12 protein-coding genes, 1 tRNA gene and 1 rRNA gene are annotated in these 12159 nt (G+C 47.6%); 11 read left to right on the forward strand and 3 right to left on the reverse strand.

Annotated features, from left to right (window positions below; genetic code table 11):
• The first annotated feature begins 126 nt into the window (after positions 1-126).
• From rrf to tsaD, 6 genes are all read left to right on the forward strand, one after another.
• A 5S ribosomal RNA gene (gene rrf / locus ACFO5U_RS14410) occupies positions 127-242 on the forward strand.
• A 10-nt stretch (positions 243-252) separates the two neighbouring features.
• Positions 253-325: transfer RNA gene (locus ACFO5U_RS14415), tRNA-Asp, on the forward strand.
• Positions 326-444: 119 nt separating this feature from the next.
• Positions 445-897 carry a tRNA (adenosine(37)-N6)-threonylcarbamoyltransferase complex ATPase subunit type 1 TsaE gene (tsaE, locus tag ACFO5U_RS14420; RefSeq protein ID WP_377279782.1) on the forward strand — a complete coding sequence of 151 codons (453 nt, stop codon included), beginning with the start codon at positions 445-447 and terminating at the stop codon, positions 895-897.
• Positions 894-1586 (forward strand): tRNA (adenosine(37)-N6)-threonylcarbamoyltransferase complex dimerization subunit type 1 TsaB, encoded by a 693-nt coding sequence (gene tsaB, locus ACFO5U_RS14425; RefSeq protein ID WP_377279783.1) that lies wholly within the window; start codon positions 894-896, stop codon positions 1584-1586. Before tsaE ends, tsaB begins: the two co-directional genes overlap by 4 nt.
• Positions 1583-2038: a ribosomal protein S18-alanine N-acetyltransferase gene (gene rimI, locus ACFO5U_RS14430; protein ID WP_377279784.1), complete on the forward strand. Its 456-nt coding sequence runs from the start codon at positions 1583-1585 to the stop codon at positions 2036-2038. Before tsaB ends, rimI begins: the two co-directional genes overlap by 4 nt.
• Entirely contained in the window at positions 2031-3050 is a 1020-nt protein-coding gene (tsaD, locus tag ACFO5U_RS14435) for a tRNA (adenosine(37)-N6)-threonylcarbamoyltransferase complex transferase subunit TsaD (RefSeq protein WP_377279785.1), read from the forward strand. The genes rimI and tsaD overlap by 8 nt, the downstream gene beginning before the upstream one ends.
• A 364-nt stretch (positions 3051-3414) precedes the next feature.
• Here tsaD and ACFO5U_RS14440 read toward each other — a convergent pair whose 3' ends face one another.
• Positions 3415-5358 carry an ABC-F family ATP-binding cassette domain-containing protein gene (locus ACFO5U_RS14440; protein ID WP_377279786.1) on the reverse strand — a complete coding sequence of 648 codons (1944 nt, stop codon included), beginning with the start codon at positions 5356-5358 and terminating at the stop codon, positions 3415-3417.
• Between the two features lie 130 nt (positions 5359-5488).
• Between ACFO5U_RS14440 and ACFO5U_RS14445 the strand changes: the two genes are divergently transcribed.
• The 3 genes from ACFO5U_RS14445 to tatC all read left to right on the forward strand — a co-directional run bounded on the left by ACFO5U_RS14445 (position 5489) and on the right by tatC (position 7218).
• Positions 5489-6121: a redox-sensing transcriptional repressor Rex gene (locus ACFO5U_RS14445; RefSeq protein ID WP_377279787.1), complete on the forward strand. Its 633-nt coding sequence runs from the start codon at positions 5489-5491 to the stop codon at positions 6119-6121.
• 90 nt (positions 6122-6211) lie between these two features.
• On the forward strand, positions 6212-6424 hold the full coding sequence (locus ACFO5U_RS14450; protein ID WP_377279788.1) for a twin-arginine translocase TatA/TatE family subunit: 213 nt from the start codon (positions 6212-6214) through the stop codon (positions 6422-6424).
• A gap of 20 nt (positions 6425-6444) precedes the next feature.
• Entirely contained in the window at positions 6445-7218 is a 774-nt protein-coding gene (gene tatC / locus ACFO5U_RS14455) for a twin-arginine translocase subunit TatC (RefSeq protein WP_377279789.1), read from the forward strand.
• Positions 7219-7969: 751 nt separating this feature from the next.
• On the opposite strand, the gene ACFO5U_RS14460 is transcribed toward tatC, so the two are convergent.
• Entirely contained in the window at positions 7970-8740 is a 771-nt protein-coding gene (locus tag ACFO5U_RS14460) for a CPBP family intramembrane glutamic endopeptidase (RefSeq protein ID WP_377279790.1), read from the reverse strand.
• A 194-nt stretch (positions 8741-8934) separates the two neighbouring features.
• Here ACFO5U_RS14460 and groES point away from each other — a divergent pair, with 194 nt between their 5' ends.
• Entirely contained in the window at positions 8935-9219 is a 285-nt protein-coding gene (groES, locus tag ACFO5U_RS14465) for a co-chaperone GroES (RefSeq protein ID WP_377279791.1), read from the forward strand.
• A gap of 37 nt (positions 9220-9256) precedes the next feature.
• On the forward strand, positions 9257-10888 hold the full coding sequence (groL, locus tag ACFO5U_RS14470; protein WP_377279792.1) for a chaperonin GroEL: 1632 nt from the start codon (positions 9257-9259) through the stop codon (positions 10886-10888).
• Between the two features lie 94 nt (positions 10889-10982).
• Here the strand turns inward: groL and ACFO5U_RS14475 are convergent, their stop codons facing one another.
• On the reverse strand, positions 10983-12152 hold the full coding sequence (locus ACFO5U_RS14475) for a tyrosine-type recombinase/integrase (protein ID WP_377279793.1): 1170 nt from the start codon (positions 12150-12152) through the stop codon (positions 10983-10985).
• Between the last annotated feature and the right edge of the window lie 7 nt (positions 12153-12159).

The following is a 12159-nucleotide window of genomic DNA, read 5'->3' on the forward strand; positions in this document are numbered from 1 at the left end:
AGGTTCGGGGTGGAAGCGTGGCGACACGTGCAGCTGACGAATACTAATCGATCGAGGACTTAACCAAAATTTGATTGCGTTTCACAATGTCGATTTATCCAGTTTTGAGCGAACAAGCTCAATAGGTCCAGTGATGATGGCAAAGAGGCCACACCCGTTCCCATCCCGAACACGGAAGTTAAGCTCTTTTGCGCCGATGGTAGTTGGGGGTCTCCCCCTGTGAGAGTAGGACGTCGCTGGTCTTATAATTTTGGTCCCGTGGTGTAGCGGTTAACATGCCTGCCTGTCACGCAGGAGATCGCCGGTTCGATCCCGGTCGGGACCGTCATTCCCAAAACTGAGCACAGCGAACCCGCTGTGCTCTTTTTCTATGGAAACAATATATTTTGATTTGAAGCGCCCTATCCGCTAAACTATGGAAAGAATCAAACGAGGTGAAGAAATATGAGCTTTATTATTCAAGTGAAATCGCCTAGAGAAACAGAACAACTGGCGATGCGTTTAGCTGGGCTATTGCAGCCTCGAGATATTGTTACGCTTGAAGGAGATCTTGGTGCTGGCAAAACAACATTCACCAAAGGATTGGCAAAAGGACTTGGCATCGAGCGCACAGTCAACAGTCCAACATTTACTATACTTAAACAATACGAAGGTACACTTCAGTTAAATCATTTCGATGTCTATCGCTTGGAAAACAGCGATGAGGATATTGGATTTGATGAATTGTTCGCAGAAGAAGCTGTATCGGTAATTGAATGGGCTCAATTTATTGAAGATTATTTACCGGGTGAGCGCTTAGGAATCATAATCCGTCGCTTGTCTGAAGAGGGGCGCGAAGTGGAATTTCAGCCGCGAGGTGCACGCTATGAAAACCTATGCAGGGAGCTAATGCGATGATTTTAGGAATTGATACGTCAAATTCACCTTTGGCTGTAGCTTTGGTGAAAGACGATGCAGTATTAATAGAAGAAACCCATAACTTGAAAATTAATCATTCACTGACAGCGATGCCTGCAGTGGAAGAAATAATGAAAAAAGCGAAGGTGGTCCCAGGCGACTTGACCCGAATCGTTACAGCAGAAGGTCCTGGTTCTTATACAGGCGTACGCATCGGACTGACAATCGCGAAAACCTTGGCCTGGTCATTAAAAATTCCACTTGTTACAGTATCGAGTTTGAAAGTACTGGCTGCAAATGGGCTAGGATTTAATGGTTTGATTTGTCCCGTAATGGATGCCAGACGGGGAACGGCCTTTACCGCACTTTATGATGGAGAAACGTTAGAGGCGATTGTGCCAGACCAGCACAGTGATTTCAAAACATTTTTGGAGCAAATTCGCGCTTATGATCGCACAGTCTTGTTTACTGGGATAGATCTTGAGATTCACCGCCCATTGATCGAAGAAATAGTGGGAGATCAGGCTCGGTTTGCCCCGATGCAAAATCGGCTTCCGCGTGCGGCGAATTTGATTGCTTTGGCAGCAGGTGAACCAGAACAAGACGTTCATCACACGGTCCCGGAATATCAGCGTATTACAGAAGCCGAAGCCAATCTGGTGAAACCTGATAAAGGCGAAAGCCAATGAGCGAACAAGTGACATTTCGAAAAATGACGCTGCATGATGTGGACGAGGTTTATAAAATTGAAAAAGAATCGTTTACGCTTGCTTGGACCAAAGAAGCGTTCGAGCAGGAAATGGTAAAGAATGAGTTTGCTTATTATGTGGTGGCAGAGACCGAAGAAGCGATCGTCGGGTATTGCGGCATGTGGCTTGTCATGGATGAGGCGCATATTACAAATATCGCGATATCGCCATCACAGCGAGGTAAAAAGCTGGGTGAAGCCTTGATGAAGGCGGCTATCGATTCGGCAAAAGCGCAAGGGGCCAAGCTTATGACATTAGAAGCGCGTGTCAGCAATATTGTTGCAATCAATTTATACAAAAAACTAGGATTTCAAAATGGAGGCATCCGAAAAGGCTATTATACGGATAACCAAGAAGATGCCATAGTTATGTGGGTGAATTTTGATGAATGAAGACAAATATGTATTAGGAATAGAAACGAGTTGTGATGAGACGGCGGCTTCTGTCGTGAAAAACGGAACCGAGATTATCTCGAACGTCGTCGCTTCGCAAATCGAAAGCCACAAGCGTTTTGGCGGTGTGGTGCCGGAAATCGCTTCCAGACATCATGTAGAGCAAATCACCATTGTGATTGAAGAAGCGCTTCAACAGGCAAACCTGACGGCGGATAAGCTATCAGCAGTAGCGGTTACTGAAGGTCCTGGGCTTGTGGGGGCCCTTCTTGTCGGCGTTAATGCTGCGAAGGCGTTTGCCTTTGCGCATAGTTTGCCGCTAGTCGGTGTACACCATATCGCAGGTCATATTTATGCGAATCGTTTAGAGCAGGAAATGGAGTTCCCTCTTTTGGCATTGGTCATTTCAGGCGGCCATACAGAATTGATTGTCATGCAAGAACACGGCGACTTTACAGTGATTGGCGAGACGCGCGATGATGCGGCGGGAGAAGCTTACGATAAGGTGGCGCGCACCTTGAATCTGCCTTATCCTGGCGGTCCGCACATAGACCGCTTGGCACAAGATAGTACAACAGCAGTCGATTTTCCGCGTGTCTGGCTTGAAGAAGGTTCTTATGATTTCAGCTTTAGTGGCTTAAAGTCGTCGGTGCTGAACTATATGCACAATTTGAAGCAGCGCGGGGAGAGCCCTATGCCGGAAGCTGTCGCTGCTGGGTTTCAAAACAGCGTTGTGGAAGTGGTGACGGAAAAGACTGTGCGTGCCGCAAAGGAATTCGGTGTCAAACAAGTCATCGCAGCGGGAGGCGTGGCGGCGAATAAAGGCCTTCGCAAATCACTTACAGAGGCTTTTGAGAAAGAAGGTTTGCCATTTTACATTCCACCGCTTCCGCTTTGTACGGATAATGCTGCAATGATCGCAGCGGCGGGTACTGTTATGTATGAAAAAGGATTGACCGGAAATATGGCAATGAACGGCCGCCCAGGTATGCCTTTGAGTTCGTGGATCTAAACAGCAACCATATCGTAATTCTTCCGGAATTGCGATATGGTTGCTTTTTTTATGGAAAGATCCAAATATTACAAGGACATGGATATGTATTTTCTGTCAATAGAGAACATTTGTACTTATGCACAATTTGTGAATAACCTGTTTATAACCAGTCAATAAACAGTGGATTTTCTATATATTGTGGGTTATGAGGTGGAAAACTATGTGTATAAAATAAAAATGCCTTGTGGATAATGTGTGTAACTATGTTGACAGTTGATATTATCGCATCGTTGTTGTGCACAAATCTGTGGAAATGTATATTTTCCTAAATGGTATTGACCTATATGTAGACAAAGAAAAAACCGCATACCCAGTATGCGGTTTACGGATTTATTTCTTCGAGCTGTTCTTGGAGTTCCAGCCAGTCGCTCATGGCTCGCTCGTGGGCTTGGTTTAGTTCTTCAAGACGCGCTTGCAAGGGCATCACGCGTTCATGGTCTTGGAAAATATCAGGCTCGCATAGTTGTTCTTCTAAAGCGGCGATTTCTTCATCGAGCGTTTCCATCGTTTGCTCGATTTCGGTATTTTTCCGCAGCAATTGGCGCTCCAATTTTTTGGCTTCTTTGTCGATTTGCGAAGTTGAACTGCTCACTGTGGATTCCGGCAGCTTAGCTTGGGCTTCCAAGGCATCGAGTGCTGCGAGCTCTTCGGTTTCGAGTTTTTTCTCAACATAGTAATCGTAATCGCCTAAGTATTCGGTCGTGCCATCAGCTGATAACTCGACTACTTTTGTTGCGATCCGGTTCATAAAATAGCGATCGTGCGAAACGAACAGCAACGTGCCGGGGTAATCAATCAATGCGTTCTCCAGTACCTCTTTGCTATCAAGGTCCAAATGGTTGGTCGGCTCATCGAGGAGCAGGACGTTGGCTTTTTGCATCATCAATTTAGCCAGTGCGACGCGGGCTTTCTCGCCGCCGGATAAAGTCGAGACTGGTTTCAAGACGTCGTCCCCGGTGAACAGGAAGCGGCCGAGAACGCCGCGGATGTCCTTTTCATTTACTTGCGGGTAGTCGTCCCATAATTCGTTGAGCACCAGCTTGTTGCCTTTCAAATTGGCTTGCTCCTGGTCGTAATAGCCGAACTGGATGCCCGTGCCGTAATGGATGTCGCCAGCGAGTGCAGGCAGTTCTTTCATGATGGTCTTGAGCAGCGTCGATTTGCCGACACCGTTCGGGCCGACAAGTGCCAGGCTTTCAGTACGATATAGTTTTAATGAGACGTTTTTCGACACGGCGTGGTCGCCATAACCGACAGATAAGGATTGGATGTTCAAAACATCGTTACCGCTTTGTTTTTTGATTTCAAAGCCGAAGCGCGCGGATTTTTCGTCGCCTTCAGGAGCGTCCATCCAATCGGTTTTCTCGAGCACGCGGCGTCTGCTTTGTGCCATTTTGGTGGTGGACGCGCGGACCAGGTTGCGTGCGACGTAATCTTCCAGTTTGGCTTTTTCGTCTTGCTCTTTTTCGTAATGTTTGCGGTCGAGTTCATATTGCTTTGCTTTTTCGCTCAAATAGCGGCTGTAGTTCCCTGTATATTTGCGGACTTTTTTTCGTGACACTTCGTAGACGAGTGTGACGACTTGATCGAGGAAGTAGCGGTCATGAGAGACGATGAGCAAAGCTCCGGGATAGTTTTTCAAGAAATTCTCAAGCCAGCTTAATGTCTCGATGTCCAAATGGTTGGTCGGCTCATCGAGTATGAGCAGCTGCGGTTTGGCAAGCAGATGCTTCGCAAGCATGAGTCGGGTTTTTTGCCCGCCTGACAGGGAAGTGATTTTCTTTTCGTAGTCTTCCGGATAAAACTTCATGCCATGAAGGACTGCGCGCGTATCGGCTTCGAATTGATAACCGCCGGCGTCTTTGAAGTTGGTCTGTAGCACATCATACTCCTGCATGACTTTGGCGTTGCGTTCGGAATCATTATAGACATCCGGATCCGCCATCGCGGCTTCGAGCTGGCGCAGCTTGGCTTCCTGGTCGCGGAAATGGGCAAAGATCTTCATCATTTCCTGCCAAACGGTGGCATCTGAGTTCAAGTCGCTTTGTTGTTCCAAGTAGCCGATCGACAAATCTTTCGGCATCGTTATATCGCCGCTGTCATAGGACATTTCCCCGGCGATGATTTTCAGCAGCGTGGATTTTCCGGCACCGTTGCGCCCGACAAGAGCCACGCGGTCGCGGTGCTGGACTTCAAGTTTGGCGCCTGAGAGGATCTCTTCGGCACCAAATGATTTATGGATTTGATTTACTTGCAATACGATCATTAGGGTCACCTCTATTCTCTTTAAGTGTAGCTGATGGAGAGTAGCTTCGCAATCGAGCCAGCCTTTACATATGTAGGCTTGTCATGTAAGATTGATACGATTTGACAACAGTTCAGAAGGAAGCGATCACATGCTTGACGAATCACCGAAAATCCCGCAGGCGACAACGAAGCGCTTGCCTCTTTATTACCGGTTTCTCCAGAATTTCGCCAATGCCGGACAGAAACGCATTTCCTCACAAGAGTTGAGCGAAGCGATGAAAATCGACTCGGCTACGATACGCCGCGACTTTTCGCATCTTGGTGCGCTCGGCAAAAAAGGTTATGGCTATGATGTACAGGAACTGCTGGCGTTTTTCCGCAAGACGCTCGACCAGGATGAAGCGACCAATGTCGCCTTGATCGGTGTCGGCAGCCTCGGCAGCGCATTTTTGAAATACAATTTCCACCGCAACCACAACACGAAGATCATTCTTGCCTTCGATACGAACAGCCCGATTGAAGGACAGAAAATCAGCGGCATCGATACGTATCATCCGGACTTGATCGAAGCGAAGATCAAGGAGTATGGCGTTGAAGTCGTTATCTTGACGGTACCTTCGCGTTCGGCGCAGGAAGTGACTGACCGGCTTGCGCAGACGGACATCAAAGGCATACTCAATTTTACGCCGGTGCGCATTTCGGTGCCTGATCATATCCGTGTCCAGACGATCGATTTATCTGTCGAGCTGCAAACTTTGATCTACCAGATCAAGCATGATTAACATAAAACCTTCACATTTGAACGGCCTTTGGAAATAGCCAAAAGCCCGCGTTTCAGTTACACTATAACCATACTACAGGAGGTGTCTTATATGGCTCCAGGTCCACTAAGTTTAATCATCATCGGGATTGTCGCATTGCTGATTTTCGGCCCGAAAAAATTGCCGGAACTAGGTAAAGCATTCGGTTCTTCATTGCGTGAATTCAAAAACGCGACAAAAGGATTGGCTGACGACGACGAAGATGACAAAAAAGTTGAAACAGCGAAGAAAGATCAATTAGACAAGAAAGACGAGCACAAGTAACCTGATAGGATGTTTGTCCGATGACTCAACAAAATGAAATGACAGTAGTTGAACATATAGGTGAACTTAGAAAACGGCTGACCTTGATAGTCGTTTTCTTTCTGTTGGCGCTCATTGCGGGATTTTTCTTAGCCGAGCCATTGATCCGCTATTTACAGTTCAGTGAAGAGGCGCGGAATTTGACGCTGAATGCGTTCCGCATTACCGACCCGATCAAGATTTACATGCAAGTGATGATGATATTGGCGCTGATCATTACATCGCCATTGATCATGTACCAGTTTTGGGCATTTATCAGCCCTGGGCTTCATGAGCGGGAGCGGAAAGTGACGCTCAGCTATATCCCGTTTTCTTTGTCGCTGTTTATCGGGGGCATCGCGTTTTCGTATTTGATCTTGTTTCCTTACGTAATCGGATTTATGCTCAATATTTCGGAAAGTTTGGAGATTCAAGAAACGATCGGGATCAATGAGTATTTCCAGTTCTTGTTCCAAATTACTTTGCCGTTCGGCTTTATTTTCCAGCTGCCGGTGTTGATGCTGTTTTTGACGCGTCTCGGGATTTTGACGCCGATGCAGATGACGAAGTATCGCAAGTATGCGTATTTGGCGCTGGTGACGATTGCCGCGTTCATTACGCCGCCTGATGTCGTGTCGCATTTGATTGTGACTTTGCCGCTGATTTTGTTGTATGAATTCAGCTTGGTGATTGCACGCATCGGCTACCGCAAGTTTCTGCGGGCAGAACAGCAGCAGGCGATCGAAGAACAGACAGAAGACCTTCCACCGAAATAAGGGTGGAAGGTTTTTTGTTGCTTTCCTACAGATGCTGAGCTAGTGATATAAAAAAGAGAAGAGAAAAGAAAAGAAAAGAAAAGATAGTAATAGCTGGCGCTATTCGACTGCGCTGCAGGGGCTGCTTGCCGTGGTGCGGGTGTTGAGCCAAGGCGGGAAGAGCACCGCCTTTGTCTCGCCAGCCCGCTAGGTGCCACAGGCGTCAGCCCCTTCCGCTCCGTCGCTAGCTTGAGAGCAGAATAAATATTTCATCACTTTCTTAACTAGGTTTATGTAAATAGCTTCTGCCTTTTCGAAACGTATCGGCTAGTGGAATTAGTAATCAATCAAATGTGCAGAATTTTTTCATCCATTCTATCGCCCTCTCATCAGTTAAGTCACGGGCTAGCTAACCAGTGCTAGCCCGAAAGATGTTGCATCTACACGTGCATCTCTCAATGAAATGTAAAAACAGCCTCGCGCTTAAGGGCGAAGCGAAGCAATGAGACAAGTGGTCTTCTTGGCTTATTGCGAAAGCTCAACCCTAAGCGAGGCTGCGACATATAACAGGATGCTTCAATCAACCATGTCTCAGTTGCACAAGCCTCTTCCAACTCCAATCATCCTCTACCAAATAAACGCATGCCAAAACACGGATGAAACATGAAGAAGCGGTTTCAATTGCTCATCTTCAAAACAACGAAATCATAAAGCAGCCTCGTGCTAACGGGCATGAAAACCGCCGCTCAAACAAGTGAGCGGCGGTTTTAGGTTATTGCAAGTTTTCCATTTGTTTCAGGAAGTTTTCGATTTTGTCCATATTGAGTTGGATGAGCATAACGTAGCCGTTGAGCAGGATGTGCGCGATGATTGGTGTGATTATGCGCTTTGTTTTCTGGTAGAGAGCTGCCAGGATCAAGCCGGTGGTGAAGTAGAGCAAGAGGTGCGTGAATTCCATATGGACGAGCGCGAAGGCCAGTGCGGATATCGCTGTGGCGAACCAGAAGTTCATCGTTTGGTTCAACGAGCCGAAGACGACTCTGCGGAAGACGAGCTCTTCTAGGACCGGTCCGAAGAAGACGACGGCGATAATCGCATATGGGACGACTTCAGCGATGCGCACGAGCGTCTGGGTATTTTCAGAGCCTGGGTCGATGCCGATTGCCATTTCGATCATGGCGGCGATCGATTGGCCGATAATTAATAGAAGAAAGCCGAAGATGCCCCAAGCGATTGCTGCAGCCATACTTGATTTTTGGCCTTTCCATATATTGAAGAAATTGCGGTCGCGCATAATGAGCAGCATCGTAACGAGAAAGCCGATGCCCATCGTCAGGAAGATCAGCCAGCCGGAAGTCGAGGCGCGCGCTGTTGCGTCATCGAGCCCTTGGTCGCGGAAATAGCCGAGCGTCGGGCCGACGAAGAAAATCGGCAATAGCTGCACGGCGATAAAGACCAGCAGGACGAGAAGCGGCGTGCGCATATGTTTGCGCTTGCGCCCTTTCGGCTTGCCCGTTATTGAGCTTTTGTAAGTTGAGGTCATGTAGTCATATTCCTTTCTGTGCAAGTGCTTCTTTTATTGTAGGGCTTAACGGAAAATCCCGCAAAGAATTCAAAGTGAGTCAGGGTTTCTGCTTGCAATTGACTGAAGATTTTATTAAACTTATCTATGTGTTAGCACTCAAGCTTAGAGAGTGCTAAGAGAATAATCTAGTTAATTCAAGGAGGGTGTTTCAATTGTTAAGACCATTAGGAGATCGTGTCATCATTGAGCTCGTCGAAAAGGAAGAAAAGACATCTAGCGGAATCGTCTTGCCGGGATCGGCGCAGGAAAAGCCGCAGGAAGGCAAAGTGATTGCGGTGGGCAATGGACTTATCCGTGAAAATGGACAGCGCACAGAGCTGGACGTAGCCGAAGGGGACCGTGTCGTTTTTGCGAAATACGCGGGTACCGAATTGAAATACGAAGGCAAAGAATACTTGATCTTACGTGAAAACGACATTCTTGCGATTGTCGGTTAATCAACCATAAATTCTTACCAATAGGAGGAACCGAATCATGGCAAAAGAAATTAAGTTCAGTGAAGATGCACGCAGCTTGATGCTGCAAGGTGTAGATAAATTAGCGGACGCGGTCAAAGTGACACTTGGGCCAAAAGGGCGCAATGTTGTGCTTGAGAAGAAATTCGGCACGCCGCTTATTACGAACGACGGCGTAACGATCGCCAAAGAAATCGAACTGGAAAACGCTTTTGAAAACATGGGCGCGAAATTGGTGGCGGAAGTTGCTTCCAAAACAAACGACATCGCCGGTGACGGTACGACAACTGCAACGGTCCTTGCGCAAGCGATGATCCGTGAAGGCTTGAAAAACGTCACAGCTGGCGCCAACCCTGTCGGCATCCGCCGCGGAATCGAGATGGCAGTGGAAAGCGCTGTTACTGGATTACAATCGATTTCCCAGCAAATCGAAGACAAAGAATCGATTTCACAAGTAGCGGCTATTTCTTCGGGCGACGAGGAAGTCGGCAAATTGATCGCAGAAGCGATGGAGCGTGTCGGTAACGACGGCGTCATCACATTGGAAGAATCACGCGGCTTCACGACGGAACTCGATGTCGTTGAAGGGATGCAATTCGACCGCGGCTACCAGTCTCCTTACATGGTGACGGATTCCGATAAAATGGAAGCGGTTCTGGAAAATCCGTTCATCCTTGTCACGGACAAGAAAATCGGCAACATCCAAGAAATCCTTCCAGTGCTCGAACAAGTCGTTCAGCAAAGCAAACCGCTCCTCATCATCTCTGAAGATGTTGAAGGCGAAGCGTTGGCAACACTTGTCGTCAATAAATTGCGCGGCACATTCAACGCAGTGGCTGTTAAAGCTCCTGGATTCGGCGACCGCAGAAAAGCGATGCTTGAAGACATTGCAGCACTCACTGGCGCTGAAGTAATCACAGAAGACCTCGGTCTTGACTTGAAATCCGCGAACATCTCCCAGCTTGGCCGCGCTGCGAAAGTCGTTGTTTCGAAAGACAACACGACCATCGTTGAAGGCAACGGCGATTCGGAGAAAATCATTGCGCGCGTGGCGCAGATCCGTAGCCAGCTTGAGGAAACTACTTCTGAGTTCGACCGCGAAAAACTGCAGGAGCGCTTAGCGAAACTTGCTGGCGGAGTGGCAGTCATCAAAGTCGGCGCAGCAACTGAAACAGAATTGAAAGAGCGCAAATTGCGCATTGAAGATGCATTGAACGCAACGCGTGCAGCGGTTGAAGAAGGCATCGTCGCAGGCGGCGGTACAGCACTCATCAACGTTTACAACCAAGTAGCGGAAGTGGCGGCGCAGCAAGAAGGCGACGTCGCGACAGGCATCAACATCGTGCTTCGTGCACTTGAAGAGCCTGTACGCCAAATCGCAACGAACGCAGGCCTTGAAGGCTCGATCATCGTTCACCGCCTGAAATCCGAAGAAGTCGGCATCGGCTTCAACGCAGCAACAGGCGAATGGGTCAACATGCTTGAACAAGGCATCGTCGATCCAACGAAAGTGACGCGCTCAGCGCTTCAAAACGCAGCCTCTGTAGCCGCGATGTTCCTAACGACGGAAGCAGTCGTCGCAGACATCCCGGAACCAGCAGGACAAGGCGGCGGCATGCCTGATATGGGCGGCATGGGCGGCATGATGTAAAAAGAACTCCCGAACCTTGTTATTACAGGGTTTCGGGAGTTTTCTTTTTGTTTTGGGCAACAATTGGGCAACAATGGATTTTCACGGCAACAATTTACTGCAATTTCTCGGTCAAAGAGGATAGGTGATTGCTGAACAATTGAGAAGCTTCTGCTTTAGTATTTCTCGTCATGTGCGTGTAAATATTCATTGTGGTGTTAATGTCCGTATGGCCAACTCTGCGTTGAATTTCTCCAATCGGTACGTTCGCTTCAATCAATAGGGAGATATTTGTATGCCGGAAGCTGTGGGGAGTGATGTGCTTATTCGAATCGAAGAGCTTCATCAGACGCTGCAAGCGAATGGCCACTTTCTTAATGGATGGCGGGTAACCTTCTTCATCTGCAAACAAGAAGCCGTAGTCCTTATAAATCTTGCGGTTTTTCATCTTCAATTCTTTTTGTTGTCTGAGATTGTCTTTGATCATCCCAATAACGAACGGATCTAAATCAAACTTTCTGGTGGACCCTTTAGTCTTGGGGGTAAGCAGCTGGAAGGTTTTTTTGTTGTTTGAAGGATTGTAGTAGGTTTTCGTGATGCTGATCTCATTCGTAGCAAAGTTGATGTCCGATTCTTTCAAAGCTAATAATTCCCCAATGCGTAAACCCGAATAGGCCAATGTAGTAAATAAAACTAAGTCACCGCGTAATCCGGATTTTCGAGTTAACAAGAGAAATTCCGTTAGTTCTTCGCGATCGAAGAAGTTTTCGATTTCTTCATATTCCTCTTCCACAACATCTTTCTTCATCCGAGGTTTTTCGAAATGCTGCGTCGGGTTCACTTTAATCAGCTGCAGCTTGTGGGCGTGGTTGAAAATCATGCGGCCAGTGCTGTGAATACTATCTATATAGTTTTCACTAAACTGAAGGCTTAAGTCATCCATTCTTTGCTGGTACATGGAGAGGGTAATGCTGCTGACAGGATAATGCTCCCACACGTCCAAGAGGCGCTTAGCGGCAATTCTACGAGCTCTCACGCTGCTTACTTTGGCACGTTTTTCATAGTGGGCAAGCCATTGGTCCACAAAGGCGCTGAATGTGGTGCTGGATTCCTTTACGTATGTGCCTTGCTTCAATTCCTCTTCAATCCGGCGCGCTTCGTTCTTAGCAGCTGTCTTGGTGCGGAATCCAGACTTTCTTATTTTAGTGTACTTCTGAGTGACTGGATCCTTGCCGGCGCTAACGATGTATTCCCAGGAGCCGTTTTTTTCGCGGAAGTGGGCCATGGGTTAA

Source organism: Planococcus dechangensis (genome assembly GCF_042654465.1).
GTDB classification, from domain to species: Bacteria; Bacillota; Bacilli; order Bacillales_A; family Planococcaceae; genus Planococcus; species Planococcus dechangensis.

Bases quoted from the DNA above. Each gene is read 5' to 3' on its own strand.
- groL (WP_377279792.1), top strand. From the start codon at position 9,257: ATGGCAAAAGAAATTAAGTTCAGTGAAGATGCACGCAGCTTGATGCTG.
- rimI (WP_377279784.1), top strand. From the start codon at position 1,583: ATGAGCGAACAAGTGACATTTCGAAAAATGACGCTGCATGATGTGGAC.
- tsaB (WP_377279783.1), top strand. From the start codon at position 894: ATGATTTTAGGAATTGATACGTCAAATTCACCTTTGGCTGTAGCTTTG.
- tsaD (WP_377279785.1), top strand. From the start codon at position 2,031: ATGAATGAAGACAAATATGTATTAGGAATAGAAACGAGTTGTGATGAG.
- tatC (WP_377279789.1), top strand. From the start codon at position 6,445: ATGACTCAACAAAATGAAATGACAGTAGTTGAACATATAGGTGAACTT.
- ACFO5U_RS14450 (WP_377279788.1), top strand. From the start codon at position 6,212: ATGGCTCCAGGTCCACTAAGTTTAATCATCATCGGGATTGTCGCATTG.
- ACFO5U_RS14440 (WP_377279786.1), bottom strand. From the start codon at position 5,358: ATGATCGTATTGCAAGTAAATCAAATCCATAAATCATTTGGTGCCGAA.
- tsaE (WP_377279782.1), top strand. From the start codon at position 445: ATGAGCTTTATTATTCAAGTGAAATCGCCTAGAGAAACAGAACAACTG.
- ACFO5U_RS14445 (WP_377279787.1), top strand. From the start codon at position 5,489: ATGCTTGACGAATCACCGAAAATCCCGCAGGCGACAACGAAGCGCTTG.
- ACFO5U_RS14475 (WP_377279793.1), bottom strand. From the start codon at position 12,152: ATGGCCCACTTCCGCGAAAAAAACGGCTCCTGGGAATACATCGTTAGC.
- ACFO5U_RS14460 (WP_377279790.1), bottom strand. From the start codon at position 8,740: ATGACCTCAACTTACAAAAGCTCAATAACGGGCAAGCCGAAAGGGCGC.